This window comes from Brevibacillus brevis (assembly GCF_900637055.1).
GTDB lineage: Bacteria > Bacillota > Bacilli > Brevibacillales > Brevibacillaceae > Brevibacillus > Brevibacillus brevis.
This window is the reverse complement of record NZ_LR134338.1, coordinates 681,435-698,149: the sequence shown is the minus strand read 5'-3', so window position 1 is coordinate 698,149 and position 16,715 is coordinate 681,435. Positions and strand designations below refer to the sequence as shown.

The window sequence follows — 16,715 nt, the reverse complement described above, 5'->3', positions numbered from 1 at the left end:
CCTAGACTCTGGTGTCGCGCCTGTACCTCATCCAAATATAGACCATCAAGCCAATCGCCGAACCGATTAGCAAAAATGTGATGCCGTAATGACGTATATAAACGACGACCTTGAGCCACTCTTTCTCAAGCGCCTGTCCCAACAGTAAAAACGTGACACTCCAAAGAAATGCGCCGGCGTAAGCAAAAAAGGCGAATCGTCGAAACCCCATCGCAGAGACTCCTGCCAAATAGGCGGTAATATGACGGACGCCAGGCAAAAAATAGCCGATGAGCAACAGGTATGGACCGTACTTGGCAAACAGCTTTTGGGTCGACTCTATTTTTTTCGGTGTAATATGCAAGTACGGTCCAACCTTCAGAAGCAGCGGCAGTCCCCACTTCCATGCGACGGCATAGCTGATCGTTATCCCTACAGCCGCTCCCAAAAAGGCACTCAGCACCGTAAACGGCATGTGCAAAACACCGCGGGAAACCGCATAGCCAGCGTACGTCATTAGTACCTCATCGGGTATGGGGAGCCCTACAACACCAAGTGTGAGCGAAAAAAAGATGCCGACATATCCATATTTCATCAAAAAAAGATCCAGATGCTGCTCCACGGCTACCTCCAGTAATGTTGTCCTACTTCATTGTATTCTCTCCCTATTCTTTGGCATTCTGGCTTTTTTACAAAAATTCAGGCCAGGGCATATGGTATCCTAAAAAGATCTTATTTCCTTTTTCAGGTGACGCCATGAACTATATGGAACAAATAACATATGCCCTTTCTTTTATCGAAAAGCAGTTAACGGAAAAAGTAACACTCGATGAAGTGGCTTCAGCAGCCGGATATTCCAAGTACCATTTTCAACGGTTGTTTTTTCACGTGACAGGAGAAACTGTCGGCCAATACATTTCGAAGAGACGCTTGACCGAAGCTGCCAAAGCGCTGTCGCTCGAACAAAAGAGCGTGACAGAAGTCGCCTTTACATATGGCTTTGATTCCCACGAAGCCTTTACTCGCGCCTTTACGAAACGTTTTGGTCTGCCTCCTTCTGCACTTCGCCGATCAGGAAAAATGCCGCGGTACACCATGCTGGAACGTATCGAGCTACCTTATTTGGAAAATATTCAGCTGCAATCGATTGAGCCCGTCTACATCCCTGCCCACGAAGAACTGAACCTGGTAGGCTACTCCTCCACTACCCGTTTGACAACAGATATTGTCCATTGTTGGAAGCGTTTGGGACAGAAAATCTCCATGCAGAAAAACCAGAAGCGATATGGGGTCATTCGCTACCCGGATGCTTTCGAGCTGTCGTTAAGCTTTGCCTATTTTGCTGGCATACACACTACGGAGCATGTTGGTACAGACGGATTGGAATTGCTCACTCTGCCTGCATCTGGTTATCTTGTCTTCCCTCACAAAGGATCGGTGCAAAATCTCAAACTGACGTATCAATACATATACGGGAGCTGGATGACACACGCAGCCACATCCGACCAGCTTTATGCCCGATACGATTTTGAATACTACGACCACCGCTTTCTTGGAAGTGACCATCCTGATTCGCTTTGCTTCATATATATACCCGTTCTAGCCCGAGAATAGTTGATGGCAGTTCGCATTTTCGATCAAGTTTTCCTCGTTTTCCTGTCGTACGCTGGACATGTGAAAAGGAGTGAATCGAATGAAAGAACTGACCTATTTGACAGCAACGGAGATGGGCACATGGATTCGAGAGCGTAAAATAAGTGCCGAAGAAGCTACCCGGCATACCTTTAAAAGAATCGCCTCGCTTAATGGCAAAATGAACGCTATCGTCGCTTATGACGAGCAGGCTGCTCTCGAATCCGCCAAGCAAGCGGACAAAGAAATGGCGGAAGGCAATATTCGGGGGCCCCTTCACGGGGTGCCAATCACAATCAAGGATTCCTTTGCCACAGCCGGACTCCCTACTACTTCTGGCTTCCCCCCTCTAAAAGGCTACATTCCGCAACATGACGCAGCCATCGTCCGCAGACTGAAACAGGCAGGAGCCGTTTTGATTGGCAAAACGAATGTCTCTACTCTGCTCATGGATCTCCAAACAGACAACGATATTTACGGTCGGACGAATAATCCGTGGAATCAGGCGAGGACTTCGGGAGGTAGCAGCGGAGGCTCGGCAGCTGCGGTTGCCGCGGGACTTTCTTATTTGGATATCGGGAGTGACATCGGAGGATCGTTGCGCGTCCCTGCTCATTATTGTGGTGTATTCAGCTTGAAGCCGACAGAAGGAGCCGTTCCGGCAACAGGACACATGCCCGGCTTTGAAGGAATGTCTGATTATAGATCGTCTCGTCACCTGGCCTGCTATGGCCCTGTAGCCCGTTCGATCGAAGACCTGGAAGTGGCGTTTTCCATCATGAGTGGCGGAACCGGCAATGCTGGCTTGCCTCATGGACCACAAGTCTTGCCCCCTCCCCTAAAGGAGCAGCCCCTGCACATTCGCTGGATGGAGGAGCTGCCCGGCTACCCGACGAGTCGAGCCATTCGGGATCAGTTGCGCCGCTTCGTCAAAATGCTGGAGCAACAAGGGATGCATGTTGAACAAGTGACGGCACCGCCCTTGGATGTACGCAAAACCTGGGAAACATGGGGAAAAATCATCGACGCGGAGTTAAACTCAACGACGTCTCCACTCATTCGCGGTTTTGCTCATGCTCATCTCATTACGATGCCGATTTATCGCCAGGTTCCCACGGCTACCATGCTCATCCCGTTGACGTTCAAAAACTACATGCGAGTCTTAACCATTCGGGAGCAGCTCATTCGCAGCTTCGAGCAATTCATGGCAGACTGTGACTTGTTCTTGTGTCCGGTCAGCTGCACGACAGCCTTTCCTCATATGGCAAAATCGAAAATGTGGGGCTACAAGCCGATATACACCAAACCGCTGTACGTAGACGAGAACCCGCAAAACTACTGGGCCGCTACGACTTTTTATACGAGTCTGTTTAATGTCACAGGAAGTCCGGTCGTGACGATGCCGATCGGTTTTGATGAGCAAGGTCTTCCTATCGGCATACAGTGTGTGGGCAAGCGATGGCGTGATAGGGAATTGCTACAGGGAGCGTCGAAATTGTATACGACCTGCCCAGAGTGGCAGGCGCCTGAAATAGATTGATTAGCCAATGAAAATTTTACTGGGGAACCTGATACGAACTGCGTCGAAAGCACAAAGCTTCCGGCGCAGTTTTTCTTTTACATAAGCTATATTTTTTATTCCTGATGACCGATAAGCATATTAGCAAGAGGTTATATTAGAAATTCAACTATCTAAGCAGAAAAGAGGTTCTCATGAAAAACGCGATCATTGTTGTATTGTTAATCATTATTGGAATTATGGTTTATGATGAATATTTGGAGGAAGAAGACGATGCGGTCTACGTCTCTACGCCAGTTGCTATCGAAGAAGAGCAAGATCCTCAGGTTTCCATTCTCGATAAAATAGACCTTGTTTGGGGAGAGGGTTTTGTCCAAAGTCAAACTGTACTTGTTTTCAAGAACGAAAATAAATACCCTGTTCATGTCAGTGACTTTAAAGCGACATTTAACTCTGTTCAAGGACGAACAGAGTACGCAGAACATTTTAACATCGTACCCGATCTTCTCCAGCCAGGTGAAGTAGGATATGCAGTACTTGATAGTATCCCGAGCTATATTGATTACGCAGAAGATTTTTCAGGTACCGAAATTACACAGGTTGTCAAAAAAGAAGAATCCAATGGCACATATACAAAGCTACAGCTCTCTAATGTAGGCTTTGAGTATGATCCTTCAGATTCTGAACTCCTTGTAAGGGGGACAATGACGAATAATAGCAATATAAACGTAGATGGCGATAAAATCACCGCCATTGCTTTACTGTATGATAGCAAAGATAAATTAATAGGTGCGTTTAGCGAAGATCTAAACATGCTTGGTAAGAGAGTTCGCAACGGCGATCAGTTGGATTTTCTGATAAAAAGCGGGCTCCTATCTAACGATTTGACAGCGAAAACTACTCGCATTGAAGTTGTTGCCGGATGTCAAACTTGTAATTAGAACAAAACCGGAATGAAATATTCCAGCCTACCTTGCATAAAGCCCCTTTCCCTATGAAGAAAACTACCAGTGCGAACCCCCATTTCTGGTAATGAGGAGGGGCTTTATGCTTCCATTATTGAAAAAGCGCCTGACACTGATCGTTTCCCTGCTTTGCATGACGCTTCACCTGTCCGGTCTATCGTTTGCAAAAGAGACAACAAACACTCCATCTGCCCAACAGTCACCTCTCTTCCAATCGAGGTCGTTTCTTCATTCGCAGGAGAGGCTTGCCTACTCGCTCGGCATTCAAGCATACATCTACGGCTATCCATTAGTGATGTCCGCCAAAACAATGGAAGCCATGGTCAAAAACCGGGCGCCGATCAACCAGTTTTATTATGCGGACACACTCGCTTCCCCAGCTTTTCGGGATATCGTGACGCCGAACTCCGATACATTGTATATGAGCGCATGGCTGGATTTGTCAGAGACGCCCGTCCGCTTGACTGTCCCCGCCAATCCACAAAACCGCTACTATACCGTGAAAACCACTTACGGGAGTCAAAAGCTAAACGCTGCATTTTACAAAGGAACAGCTTCCCAAGACGTCTGCTTTCTGGTCGATCAACGTCTATGACAACCAGCTGTTTTTAGCCAAAACAGCAGCCGATCGCGCATCGGTTCGCAGCAATACAGGAACACTTGCGTACAATCCGGATGGCTCCCTCGATCTGTATTTGCAACAGCAACCGCCCAAAGTCAAGGAAGGCAACTGGCTCCCGCTCCCTGAAGGCGAGTTTAATCTCGTTTTGCGGATATTTGCACCGGAGCCTGCAACGCTGGACAAACAGCACGCTTGGCCCGCTGTCATGGAAAGCAACCCAATACCTTAACACAACGAAAAAGGCACCGCCCCATCGTGAGCAGTGCCTTCTGTATTGAGTCTGTTACTTCTTCAAATCTTCAATGGAGTTGATCTCCATATAGGTTGGAACAGCCAAGCCCAGCTTGGTTCCTTGCAGATTCGGACCGAGGTCCTCTACGTCTTTCCCCAGCTTTTCCATGTAGTCAGCGTGCGTGGTTGGCAGCCAAGCTGCTACCATTCCATCCACATCGCCGTTCGATACACCGACCCACATTGGGCCAGCTTCTACTTGGCTCATTTCCACCTGGTATTTCAGCTTTTGCTCCAGAACCGTCTTCACCACATTTGTGCTGGCGATCTCAGAATCCCACGCGACGTAGGCGAGCGTCAATTTTTTGCCTTCTGCAGGCTGGATGCCTTCTACCCACTTGTTGACGGTAGCCTCATTGTTTTTCACCCATTCGGCTGCTGCCTCTTCCGGCTTTTTGCCGCTCTCGATATCGAGCATCACTTTTTCCATGTCCGCAGGTGTCCACGAAAACTTGTCGAGGAACGCATACGCGCTTGGGTGCTCCTCCTTCAGTCCTTTGCGTACGATGGTATGAATCTGTTCATCCTTCCCGAAGACGCCTTTCGGGTCTTCGAGATATTTCATCTCGAACTTGGAGAACATCCAGTGAGGTGTCCAGCCTGTCACGATAATCGGCTTTTTGTCTTTGTAGGCTTGTGTCAGTGCTGCCGTCATCGCTGCACTAGAGCCCTCTACCAGTTCCCAATCTTTCAGATCGTAGTCTTTCATGGCTTTTTCCGTCGCTTTCATCAGACCAGCGCCCGGATCGATTCCGATAATTTTATGATCCACTTGTGCTCCAACGCTATTCGGTGCAGACGTACCCGCATTTCCCTCTGCAGGCTGATTTCCCTGCGGTGTTCCCGCGGTTGAACATCCTGCCATCACCATGCTGAGTCCGAGTGCGACTGCCAGCCCTTTCAAGGCGCCTTTTTTCATTTTCATGAAAACCCCTCCTACGCGTTTTTTCTCTTTCCAACACTTTGCGTGAGACGATCTAACAGAATCGCCAAAATAACGATGGCCAGACCCGCCTCAAAACCTTCACCGATCTTGATCTGTGTTACGGCACGATACACGTCCGCCCCCAAGCCTTTCGCCCCAATCATCGAGGCAATGACGACCATGGACAGCGCGAGCATAATGCTCTGGTTAATCCCCGCCATCATTGTCGTCTTGGCAATCGGCAGCTGTACCTTCGTCAGCTTTTGCCAGTAGGTAGAACCGAACGCTTCAGAAGCCTCGATCAGATCGGCTGGAACTTGTCGAATTCCCAAGTTGGTCAGACGAATCGTCGGTGGCATCGCAAAAATGACAGAAGCGATAACCCCCGGTACTTTTCCGAGCCCGAAGAAAAAGATGGCGGGAATCAAGTACACAAACGCCGGCATCGTCTGCATGAAATCAAGCAGTGGTGTGACGACCTTTTGCACGGAATCATTCTTCGCGCACCAGATACCGACGGGAATCCCGATAATCACCGAGATCAGCCCTGCCGTCAATACCAGCGCAAGTGTTTCCATTGAATGCTCCCAATAACCCAGATTCTGAATCAGAAGAAGTCCAATGAAGGTAAAAAGAGCAATTGCCACTTTGCCAGCCCGATAAGCCAGCAGCGTAAACAAAATGATCAGGACCCAAAACGGGATTCCTGTTAGAATCCACGAAAACAAGTCAACGGTTCCACCGATTCCAGCTGATATGAAGTCGAACAAGAAGCCCAAATTCTCTTCCAGTCCATCTACAATCGTTTCTACCCAACTGTCGAGCGGCAGCTTCGGAAATAGTTGATTTTGACTCATGATGGATTCACCTGCCCCTCTTCATTCGTTGGCTCTGGAACTTGTTGATTTACTTTTCCTGCCAACCCACCCAAGACGGCTCCTTTTACAATCACGCCCAGGAGACGATTTTGTTCCCCGATAACCGCCACTGGAATATCCGAAAACGCAACAAGGTCAAACATCTCATTGAGAAGTGTCTGCGGTCCGACAGTCGGTACCTCCGTTCGCAGCACGGATTCCAGCGACTGTCCTGCTTCCTTGGCTCCGTTTACCGCGTCTGCCGTCAGCACACCCAGCAATGTTTTTCGTTTATCCACCACGTACAAACTGGAAACACCACGCTCACGCATCATTTGCAGTGCGACGCGAGGCCCTTTGTCCAGAGTGATCGTCTCTGCCCGCTTCATGACTTTTTCAGCGGACAATACCTTGGAACGATCCACATCCTCTACGAAGCGCTCTACGTATTCGTTTGCCGGATTGGTCATGATTTCTTCCGGCGAGCCGATTTGCACGATCGCACCGTCTTTCATCAAAGCGATCCGATCCCCGATCTTCAATGCTTCGTCCAGATCATGCGTAATGAAAATAATGGTCTTCTGCATGGTGCTTTGCAGTTCCAACAGCTCATCCTGCATGTCCTTGCGAATTAACGGGTCCAAGGCACTGAATGCCTCATCCATCAACAGCACATCGGGCTCATTCGCGAGCGCACGGGCCAGCCCCACACGCTGCTGCATCCCGCCACTCAGCTGATCCGGGTAGCTTGCTTCCCAACCGCCGAGTCCGACGAGTGCGAGTGACTTTTTCGCTTTTGCCTCACGCTCGGCCTTTGGCATCCCTTGAATCTCCAAGCCGTACTCCGCATTTTCAAGTACCGTCCTGTGAGGGAACAAGGCGAACTTTTGAAATACCATGCCCAGTTTCTTTCTTCTTACATCCTGTAACTGCTCGGTGTTCATACTGACGATATCCGTACCGTCAATCAGGATTCTGCCTTCTGTCGGTTCAATCAACCGATTCAACAATCGAACCAAGGTCGACTTCCCGCTTCCCGAAAGCCCCATGATGACGAAAATTTCGCCTGCATGCACCTCAAAACTCGCTTGATTCACCCCAAGGGTAAGACCCGTTTCCTTCAATATTTCTTGCTTGGTCTTCCCCTGCTTCACCTGGGACAATGCGCGTTGGGGTTGGCGTCCAAAGATTTTGGTCAAATTCTCTACTTTGATCTTGGGCATATGTTCACCTCCAACTTTTACGCCCGGCATCCGGACTGTTCTTTACCCTTACAATTGTAACCAGCCATTTTTTTTACCTCAAACTGGGTGAGGCATGATAATCCGCCATTTTCAGCGTTCAGAAAAAACTTTACGTACTTTACTTCCTGTATTCTCAGTTTATCACGTATATACTGTACAACATCTCCATTTACTTTTTGCTTTTGGAGACGTACAATTCTAGTCAGGTTACTATGACTAGAGGAGCTGCTTTTTTCAAAATGGATACCAATCAGGAAAAAATCCTCGAAAAAGCTCAGGAACGCGTGATTGAAACGCTGGCTCGCAACATGGATCTGTATGGAATTACCATGTCAACGGGACTGCTGTATGGCACATTGCTCTTTCAGGACAAGTCAATGACACTCGATGAGATGGGCGAAGCACTGGGCATGAGCAAAACCAGCATGAGCACCGGCGTCCGCACATTGATGGACTTAAATATGGTAGAAAAGATATGGAAAAAAGGGACACGGAAGGATCATTACGAGGTCAATCTGGATTGGTACCAGAACTTCATCGACCTCTTTTCCGTGAAGTGGAGACACGCCTGTGAACATAATGTACATGCGTTGAAAAAGTCGCTCCTTGAGCTTCGCGCTCTCCAGCAATCCGAAGAGCTTACGGAAGAAGTCAGTGAGCGTGTGGAACTTAGTATCAAGCGCATTGAAAATGGTTTGGAATATTATTTGTGGCTGTCCCGGTTGATCGACTCCTTCGAATCACATGATATCTTTCAGTTTGTACCGAAAAAGGAAAATGAATCATAAGAAGTTCGCGATCGAAAAAGACTCGTTCCTTCCAATAGGAATGAGTCTTTTTTGTGGTACAATTATCCAGAGCGGATTCACGCTCTTCTATGATGAAAGGAGTGGTCAGTTATGAAAAAGGACATGAATCAACGTTCTTATAAAGCTGTGCGTGTACCAAACAACCAAAAAGGGGAACACCAACACTAGCCCCCTTTCACTTAGGAGGAAATGGATTGATTCGAAAAACAGCTCTACTGATTATTGATGCGCAGGTAGGTATTATCGAAGGGCAATTTGGTCCTGTTTTTCAGCCGGCTACACTTGTCCAAACATTGAAAAAAGTAAGAGAAGATGCCTATAGCAAGGATATTCCTGTGCTGTACGTTCAGGATGCGGATGTCGGAGAAGTCGGTTCGGACGACTTTGCCATTCACCCTGAGATCGCCCCTCTGCCATCAGAAACGGTGATTCAAAAACTGGCGACAGACTCGTTTCACGGAACAGACCTGCACGAAAAGCTACAAGCACTCGGGATTAACCACCTCGTCATCATGGGCTGCAAAACCGAGTTTTGTATCGACAGCGCCTGCCGCAAAGCGACGACACTCGGCTATGATGTAACGCTTGTCAAAGACGGGCACTCTACATCGGACAGTAAGGCCCTGTCAGCGGAACAAATCATCGCCCATCACAATACGTGCTTGCATGGATTGGGAAATATTGAGCCATTTATTTTGGTGCGGGAATCAACAGAGGATGTCTTCGCGCCTACCCATGATTCTTACCGCTAACGTTTTGCTGAACTTCTCGAAACCGTCTCTTCAGGCGGTTTCTTGTTTTGTCCTGCTTACGATTGGACCTTGCTATAATAGAAGAAACGAATCTGCCTATCGAAGGAGAAACCATGTCGACTACTATCGCTATACCAAGATTGGGCGTAGGAGCTGTCATCCTAAACGACAAGAATGAGCTTTTGCTGGTTTTACGAAACAGAGATCCAGAGAAAGATACGTGGAGCATTCCCGGGGGAAAAGTTGATCCCTATGAACAACTGGAGACGAGTGTCATCCGTGAAATCAAAGAAGAAGTCAATCTCGATGTCGAGGTAAAGGCCCTGCTGTGCACCGCAGAAACCATCCGCCCGGAAAGTGCCGAGCATTGGGTTTCGGTCATTTACGAAGTCACAATCCTGAGTGGAGAAGCACGCAATTTAGAGGAAGGCGGGGCGATTGGAGACATGCGCTGGTTTTCACTCGATGCACTTCCGTCGAATCTGGCTTGCTTCGCCGTACCAGCTATCGAGCATTTGCAAAACCGGAACCGTTCATGAAAAACAAAACGGACAGTTGCCCATGTGGCCTGTCCGTTTTTTCTTGAAGAAGATTACTCCCCTTTTTTGATAATCTCTTGCACTCTGCCCACTTGTCCATCCGTCAAACGAACCTTGATTCCATGTGGATGTATACTGGAATTCGTCAGGATATCCTTGACAATCCCACGGGTGCGCTTGCCCGTGCGTTGGTCCGGTTTCAATACAATGTCTACTTCAAGACCCGCTGTGATGTCTTTTCGGTTTTTTCCGTTCATTTTTCCCTTCTCCTTTTTTCGTTCTATGTCCCACCTATGATATAATCGACAAACAAATCCATCTCACCGGAGGAATCCATGCTTACTTTTGAAGAAAAACTAGCGATTATTGAATCTTTTCCACAACTGACTCGGAATGACGTCTCCCTGAAACGGGTTAATTTTCATTATGAGGAAAGCCTTCATGACAAAAAGACAGTCGTCTATCATCTGCATCCGAACGGCAACGGCTTTGTGTTTGCCGCGTTTTTGAAGGGCTACCAAAAAGACGACAAGGGCTATGTCAACATCCGTGATTTCTCGGCGGACGAGCTGCGCAAGGTAGTCGAGGCTTCGATCCAATCCCTCTCCGTGAAACGTGAACCAGCTCCAAAAGCTGCGAGTGCAGCTGAACAATTGGAGCAAACATGGATTGACAACCAAAACCGCACGCTCTTGCTGCAACAGGAAGACGCGCTGTGGAACGTATACCACGGGATGAACCTGGAAGCTTCCTTTGAATCGTACGTGGAAGCGGAGCAGTATTTGATTGAAGAAGGATTTTCCCTGCAACAATAAAGCCCTTCCTCCTCCCTGCTACATGTACCATACCAAATCGTAGACGTTTTGATCAAATTGGCGCAAGCGATCCGACTGCTTGCGCCATCCCAACACAGGGGGACGATGCGACATGATCAAGTACAGAGATACACTTCTTACAAATATCCATAAACAGATTGAGGCGTGGTATGCCCAGAAGTCTCCCGTCTCTCATGAAGAGTTATATCGCTTTCTTCATTCGTTGAAGGGGACATCCGGGACAATTGGATTGACCGACTTGTCTGATCTGTCTCAGATCCTTCTGGATCGAATGGATGACATGCCTGTAAAGGAATGGTCGCTCGGTGAATGGCGAGTGTTTTTGCAAGAGTTGATCACCTTATGCTACGAACAGCGATCCGAACCGGAAGTTTTCATCGAGAACTCCACTCTTCAACGGGAAACCCCTTGTGAGCAACAACCTTTGGTCCTCATCCTGGATGATGACGTCACCCTGCTTATGTATCTAAAGGAATATTTAGAAAAACGCAATTGGTCTGTTATCGCAACGGTCTATCCTCATAAGGCTCTCGACTATTTTCACGACATAAATCCTGACTGCTTCATTCTGGATTTGAACATCCCGGAAACAGGCGGCTTCCAAGTGATGCAGACGATCAGCGAAAAAATAAAGAAGCAATACGTGCCTACGACCATCATCAGCATCGATTGCGAACGGGAGACCCGTCTGAATGCCTATCGTTTGGGCGCAGATGACGTCATGTGCAAACCGCTTGATATGGAAGAGCTGGTCGTACGCCTCGAACGCCAGCTTCGCCGGAAGCGCTGGATGAACAGTATCTTGTTTTTGGACGAGCTTACGGGTGTCAACAATCGCAATTCTTTTGTTGATACGTACCAACGGCTTCTTTCTGATGCCCAGCGAACCAACCCCCCCTTCTCACTGGCATTTTTGGATATCGATTTTTTCAAAGGGGTCAATGATACATACGGGCATCTGATCGGCGACGAGGTGCTGACTCGTTTTGCTGCTTTCATCGGGCAGAGCGCCGAAAAACAGGATGTATTATTCCGGTACGGCGGAGAGGAATTTATCCTGCTGATGCCGCGTACGAGTGTACAAATTGGAAAGATGCGCCTGGAGCAGATGCTGTCTGCTTTTTGTTCGCTTGCGTTCGAAGCTCCTGAAGGAACGTTTTCTTTGAGCTTTTCCGGTGGAATCGTACAAGTAGATGATCCTCATAAACCGCATACGTATTGGGTAGAAGCTGCGGACACGGCTTTGTATGCTGCGAAAAATGCGGGGCGGCGCCGGATTGAAACCGCTCAAATCACAGAGACGCATGACTCCCCCAAGGTAAAACTGAAGGTCGCCATTATTGATGATGATCCAATGATTCGCGTGATGCTGGCCGATTCCATCCAAACCAGTTTTGACGGTTGGATGCACGTCGACATCCAGACTTACGAAGAAGGAGCAGCTTTCTTCGACTCCACCTGGCATCAGGGACAAGAGCCATATCTCGTCATTTTAGACGGGATGATGCCACAGATGGATGGCCTCGAGGTTCTCCAGAAAATCCGGAATTTGCCGAATGCCAAGAAATATACGGTGATTATGCTGACAGGTCGTACTGAAGAGCAAGACATTGTCCGAGCCCTTCAGCTCGGTGCTGACGACTATATGACCAAGCCATTTCGTACACGCGAACTGGAGGCTCGCATTATGCGACTGGTTAAGCGAATGTTGTAAGGAGGTAGCAAGATGGCAACAATTATGCTGGCCGAAGACGAAGCCGTGTTGCGCATGTTGATTGGCGACACGCTCGAAGATGAGGGACACGAGCTCGATATCGCTTGCGATGGAGAGGAAGCCCTGCAAAAAATCGGTCAAAATGAGTACGACTTGATTATTTTAGATTATATGATGCCAAAGCTGACAGGCTTTGAAGTATTGCAGCAGCTCAAACAGATGGACGATAAAAAGACAGTCAAGGTCCTAATCCTCTCGGCAAAAAGTCAACATGCCGAACAGGAGAAAATGCGTGCAGCTGGTGCCGATGACTTCATGCCAAAGCCCTTTAGCCCGATGGACCTTGTCCGGAAAGTAGAGGAAATGCTCGCATGACCGGGTTCTGGGCGTTTATCAGAAAAAGCATCACCCGTCGCTTCATGGCGATGATGCTTCTTTTTCTATCACTGTTGATTGCGGGCGCTTCCATCGTTCAATATTTGAATAGCAACACATTAACCCAATATCAGACGGCGATATACAATACCAAGGAAAAACAAAATTTGGTCGCAGACATCGCTGAGCACACGAACCAGATCTTTTTTCGTGCAAGGGGTTATTACGCTTTTTTGAGCCCATCTGAGTACAATGAGCTATTTCTTGAAAAAAAGAAGCTGGAACAAGCGCTGGATAATTTTAAGAAGCTTCCGCTCAATGATGAGGAGCAAGCGCTTGTCGCTTCGATCGAGTCTTTCTTCACGAACTTTTTCGCCAATGTGTTTCCTACTTTTTCGAGCTATGCAAAGAACGGAGACTTTGAATCCCTGCGAAAAGCTTCGGCCAGTGGCGTGAATCAGGAAGTAAACAACTTGCTTACATACGCCGGGCGGTATCAGGAAGAGCACGATCAGCTTTTATATACGAGAAACCAACTACTGTTCGAAGAGCTGTCACAGCTAAGCACTTGGTTTCTCGTGTACTCGCTGATGGTGCTGGTGATCATGGTGGTAGTCACCATTCAAACCACACGGGATATCGGCAGGCCGTTGGTTCGTCTATCCGAAGATGCTGAACAGTTTGCCAATGGCGGTACACCTCTTTTGCAGGATTTGAACAGGATTGACGAAATCGGCAGGCTCTCCCGCTCCCTCGACTATTTGATCAGGCAAATTCAAGCCAAAGAAGAAGTTCTCATGGCACAAAACGAAGAGCTACAAGCCCAGCAGGATGAGCTGATGATGCAGCAAGAAGAGCTGCAAGAAGCAATGGGCAAGATGGAGGATAACGAACGGTATTTGGAAAAGAAAAACCGTTTCATCCTCTCTTTGTCGAATACGTTGGATAAAGGTGAGCTGCTTTCCAGTATCATTCGCAATATAACCGAGGTCATGGATGCCGATAAAGGTGTCATCGTCATGCTGAACACTGACAGGGATGCAGCCAGTTTTGGCGTTTCCCAGAACGGTCTGGAGCAATTGCGCAAAGGATTGGATGATGGTCCATTCGTGCGAACCAGGGAAACGGGCCTGCCGTATGTCCTGATGCGTGAAAGTACTGACGCTGAGCGCGGCTACACAGAGGAAATGTCACAAACATGTGAGCTTTACCTCCCAGTATTAGATGCCCAGCAGACAATCGTTGCATGTATCATCCTCTCCCGTATCGGTCGAAAATTCACGAATCAGGAGCTACAAGTCATCATCGGAATCGCCAAGCAGATTTCCTTGGCATTCGATAAGCTCGCGATGTTTGAAGAGACGGAGCGTCAGCGGAAAATGACACAGGATATGCTCGATTCAGTACAAGAAGGCATTCAGCTCATTGATCTGGGTGGAGAAACGCTGCAAGTAAACCGGAATTTCTGTGAGCTATTGATCTACGACAATCAGCTCGCTTCGCAAGGATTTGACTTGGAACAGTTCCTTTCCCATCTACAGAGTCGAACCTTAGAACCCGATCGGCTGATTCAGTATGTCAGAGCAGTCGTTTTAGACGAAGGCGCCATTCCTTCAGGCAGTATTGTGTTTCAGATGACCGGGCCGGAAGTACGTTATATTCAGCTCTATGCAGAGCCTCTGTTCCGGAATCAGGAGAAATGGAGTACCTTGCTCGTTTATCGTGACTTTACCAAGGAATACGAGATCGACCAAATGAAGTCGGAATTCGTCAGTACGGTCAGTCATGAGCTGCGTACTCCTCTCGCCAGTGTGCTCGGCTTTGCGGAGCTGCTATTAACGAAGGAGCTCAAGCCCGAGCGTCAACAACGGTATTTAGCGACCATTTATCAAGAAGCGACCCGCCTGACTGCGCTAATCAACGATTTCTTGGATTTGCAACGCATGGAATCCGGGAGACAGACGTATGAGGTAGAGAACGTTGCGATTGATCAAGTGATTCAGGACATTTTCGGACTTTATCAAGTCCAGTCCCCTCTCCATAGATTCGAACTCGATTTGCAAACGGAGCAAACCGTTGTTTATGGCGACCAAGCCAAGCTGCGTCAAGTATTTGTGAATCTGATCAGTAATGCCGTCAAATACTCCCCGCATGGCGGTCATGTCAGAGTGCGCTGTCGCCAAGATGGGAACCGCTTGCTCGTGGAGGTCCAAGATGAAGGGCTAGGCATTCCTTCCGAAGCTATCCCTCATCTGTTTACCAAATTTTATCGTGTTGATAACTCGGATCGCCGCGAGATTGGCGGTACAGGACTGGGACTCGCCATTGTTCAGGAGATCGTCCATATGCACCATGGAGAAGTTGCCGTTACGTCCGAATCAGGCAAGGGTAGTACATTTACAGTTACCCTTCCGCTGGCTGAGCACGCCTTGTCCCCTGACTATCCTGCGGGAAGTGAGGAGGCAGTCTCTCCAACTGGTCAATGCAATGGAAACGTTGTGATCATCGAGGACGATTTGAACCTAACCGAACTGTTGCGTGATGAGCTGACGAGTTCTGGATTCCGTGTCAATTCCTTCTCTACAGCTTCTGAGGCAGTAGCAGCAATCGAGGAGCTGCGACCGGATGCTGTCGTGCTTGACCTTATCTTGAAGAACGGCGAGAGTGGTTGGAAGGTCATTGAGGAAATACGCAAAAACCCGGATTTACGGACCATTCCAATCGTGATCTCCAGTGCTTTTGAGGAAAAGAAAAAGGCATTTGATCTGGGGGCAACCGGCTATCTGATCAAGCCTTATCATCCAGATACCTTGTCAAAAGCGATTTTGCTGGCCATCACGAATCATGAAGCAACGGGACAGATCTTCATTCCCGATGAACAGTAAAGATGACCATGGACAAAAGAGGCTGCGGCTATGAAAGCGCGGCCTCTTTTTTTACCTTCTACCAAAGAAAATCTTGGTATATTCATGCGCTTTCCATCACACATTAATAGAGGTTACTTTGTGCACTTTTGCCCTGCAAAGGAGGAGTTCATGTGTATTTCTCAAAAAAAGCAGTCGTTCCAATCGAAGAAGAGGAAACAGATGTATGGACGTGCAGTAATGAGGGCTGTACGTGCTGGATGAGAGATAACTTTTCCTTTGATAAGAGCCCGAGCTGCCCCTTTTGCCATTCCCGTATGGTAAAAGACACGCGCATGCTGCCAGTCATAACTAATCACAGCAGCAGGCGGAACTCTTGAGCCCTTCTTTTCTTTTTTCTTGCGGGTATTCTTCCTCTTCTCTACAATAAATTCATGACGTACGAATGTTAGAGGAGTATGCCCATGAACCGAAAAGAGATGGAAGATCAAGTGATTCAAGCCTACCAGCGCGACGAGGGCATGATGATTCTCGTTTTTGCCCAATGGTGTGTGAATCACGGTCTAGATGCACGCGAATTATACCGTCGCGCTTATCCCGCTCAAGGGGAAAATACGTTACTCGCTCAAATGCTGGACAATACCGTTCCCAAAGAAGAAGCAGAGGACATTCCTGATGCGACTCTCCTTGGTGTATTGTCGCTGTTTGGCAATGACGATTTGGCGTTTGTGGTCAGTGAGACCATCGATGAAATGAAAAAGAATCCGAAATAATGCATGAAAGCCATACTCG

19 protein-coding genes are annotated in these 16,715 nt (G+C 48.1%); 14 read left to right on the top strand and 5 right to left on the bottom strand.

Annotated elements, in window-relative coordinates; all coding sequences use genetic code 11:
• Position 1: 1 nt before the first annotated feature.
• Positions 2-613 carry a DedA family protein gene (locus EL268_RS03735; RefSeq protein WP_106657356.1) on the bottom strand — a complete coding sequence of 204 codons (612 nt, stop codon included), beginning with the start codon at positions 611-613 and terminating at the stop codon, positions 2-4.
• Positions 614-744: 131 nt separating this feature from the next.
• Between EL268_RS03735 and EL268_RS03730 the strand changes: the two genes are divergently transcribed.
• The 5 genes from EL268_RS03730 to EL268_RS33190 all read left to right on the top strand — a co-directional run bounded on the left by EL268_RS03730 (position 745) and on the right by EL268_RS33190 (position 4,946).
• On the top strand, positions 745-1,593 hold the full coding sequence (locus EL268_RS03730) for a helix-turn-helix domain-containing protein (protein WP_232030246.1): 849 nt from the start codon (positions 745-747) through the stop codon (positions 1,591-1,593).
• A gap of 79 nt (positions 1,594-1,672) precedes the next feature.
• Entirely contained in the window at positions 1,673-3,151 is a 1,479-nt protein-coding gene (locus tag EL268_RS03725; protein WP_106657354.1) for an amidase, read from the top strand.
• 173 nt (positions 3,152-3,324) lie between these two features.
• On the top strand, positions 3,325-4,071 hold the full coding sequence (locus tag EL268_RS03720) for a hypothetical protein (protein ID WP_106657353.1): 747 nt from the start codon (positions 3,325-3,327) through the stop codon (positions 4,069-4,071).
• A 106-nt stretch (positions 4,072-4,177) separates the two neighbouring features.
• Positions 4,178-4,690 carry a DUF1254 domain-containing protein gene (locus EL268_RS03715; protein WP_232030244.1) on the top strand — a complete coding sequence of 171 codons (513 nt, stop codon included), beginning with the start codon at positions 4,178-4,180 and terminating at the stop codon, positions 4,688-4,690.
• Positions 4,629-4,946 carry a DUF1214 domain-containing protein gene (locus tag EL268_RS33190; protein ID WP_307724184.1) on the top strand — a complete coding sequence of 106 codons (318 nt, stop codon included), beginning with the start codon at positions 4,629-4,631 and terminating at the stop codon, positions 4,944-4,946. Before EL268_RS03715 ends, EL268_RS33190 begins: the two co-directional genes overlap by 62 nt.
• A 54-nt stretch (positions 4,947-5,000) precedes the next feature.
• On the opposite strand, the gene EL268_RS03710 is transcribed toward EL268_RS33190, so the two are convergent.
• From EL268_RS03710 to EL268_RS03700, 3 genes are read right to left on the bottom strand one after another with little or no spacing between them, the layout of a single operon-like run.
• The gene (locus tag EL268_RS03710; RefSeq protein WP_106657372.1) at positions 5,001-5,927 is read right to left on the bottom strand and encodes a glycine betaine ABC transporter substrate-binding protein; all 927 of its coding nucleotides are present in this window, start codon (positions 5,925-5,927) and stop codon (positions 5,001-5,003) included.
• A 17-nt stretch (positions 5,928-5,944) separates the two neighbouring features.
• Positions 5,945-6,790 (bottom strand): ABC transporter permease, encoded by an 846-nt coding sequence (locus EL268_RS03705; protein WP_106657352.1) that lies wholly within the window; start codon positions 6,788-6,790, stop codon positions 5,945-5,947.
• Positions 6,787-8,013, bottom strand: coding sequence for a quaternary amine ABC transporter ATP-binding protein (locus EL268_RS03700; RefSeq protein WP_106657351.1), 1,227 nt, complete (start codon positions 8,011-8,013; stop codon positions 6,787-6,789). Before EL268_RS03700 ends, EL268_RS03705 begins: the two co-directional genes overlap by 4 nt.
• Positions 8,014-8,273: 260 nt before the next feature.
• On the opposite strand from EL268_RS03700, the gene EL268_RS03695 reads away from it, so the two are divergent.
• The 3 genes from EL268_RS03695 to EL268_RS03685 all read left to right on the top strand — a co-directional run bounded on the left by EL268_RS03695 (position 8,274) and on the right by EL268_RS03685 (position 10,134).
• Positions 8,274-8,822 (top strand): GbsR/MarR family transcriptional regulator, encoded by a 549-nt coding sequence (locus EL268_RS03695; protein ID WP_088909459.1) that lies wholly within the window; start codon positions 8,274-8,276, stop codon positions 8,820-8,822.
• 215 nt (positions 8,823-9,037) lie between these two features.
• Positions 9,038-9,595 (top strand): cysteine hydrolase family protein, encoded by a 558-nt coding sequence (locus EL268_RS03690; protein ID WP_106657350.1) that lies wholly within the window; start codon positions 9,038-9,040, stop codon positions 9,593-9,595.
• Positions 9,596-9,708: 113 nt separating this feature from the next.
• Positions 9,709-10,134, top strand: coding sequence for an NUDIX domain-containing protein (locus tag EL268_RS03685; RefSeq protein WP_106657349.1), 426 nt, complete (start codon positions 9,709-9,711; stop codon positions 10,132-10,134).
• A 53-nt stretch (positions 10,135-10,187) separates the two neighbouring features.
• Here EL268_RS03685 and EL268_RS03680 read toward each other — a convergent pair whose 3' ends face one another.
• On the bottom strand, positions 10,188-10,391 hold the full coding sequence (locus tag EL268_RS03680) for a YwbE family protein (RefSeq protein WP_106657348.1): 204 nt from the start codon (positions 10,389-10,391) through the stop codon (positions 10,188-10,190).
• A gap of 78 nt (positions 10,392-10,469) precedes the next feature.
• Here EL268_RS03680 and EL268_RS03675 point away from each other — a divergent pair, with 78 nt between their 5' ends.
• From EL268_RS03675 to EL268_RS03650, 6 genes are all read left to right on the top strand, one after another.
• The gene (locus tag EL268_RS03675) at positions 10,470-10,949 is read left to right on the top strand and encodes a hypothetical protein (protein WP_106657347.1); all 480 of its coding nucleotides are present in this window, start codon (positions 10,470-10,472) and stop codon (positions 10,947-10,949) included.
• A 112-nt stretch (positions 10,950-11,061) separates the two neighbouring features.
• The gene (locus EL268_RS03670; RefSeq protein WP_106657346.1) at positions 11,062-12,684 is read left to right on the top strand and encodes a response regulator; all 1,623 of its coding nucleotides are present in this window, start codon (positions 11,062-11,064) and stop codon (positions 12,682-12,684) included.
• Positions 12,685-12,696: 12 nt separating this feature from the next.
• Positions 12,697-13,059 (top strand): response regulator transcription factor, encoded by a 363-nt coding sequence (locus EL268_RS03665; RefSeq protein ID WP_106657345.1) that lies wholly within the window; start codon positions 12,697-12,699, stop codon positions 13,057-13,059.
• Positions 13,056-15,944, top strand: a complete 2,889-nt coding sequence (locus EL268_RS03660; RefSeq protein WP_106657344.1) for an ATP-binding protein — start codon at positions 13,056-13,058, stop codon at positions 15,942-15,944. The genes EL268_RS03665 and EL268_RS03660 overlap by 4 nt, the downstream gene beginning before the upstream one ends.
• A gap of 152 nt (positions 15,945-16,096) precedes the next feature.
• Positions 16,097-16,303 (top strand): cold-shock protein, encoded by a 207-nt coding sequence (locus EL268_RS03655; RefSeq protein WP_106657343.1) that lies wholly within the window; start codon positions 16,097-16,099, stop codon positions 16,301-16,303.
• Between the two features lie 84 nt (positions 16,304-16,387).
• Positions 16,388-16,696 (top strand): hypothetical protein, encoded by a 309-nt coding sequence (locus tag EL268_RS03650; protein WP_016741286.1) that lies wholly within the window; start codon positions 16,388-16,390, stop codon positions 16,694-16,696.
• The last annotated feature ends 19 nt before the right edge of the window (positions 16,697-16,715 follow it).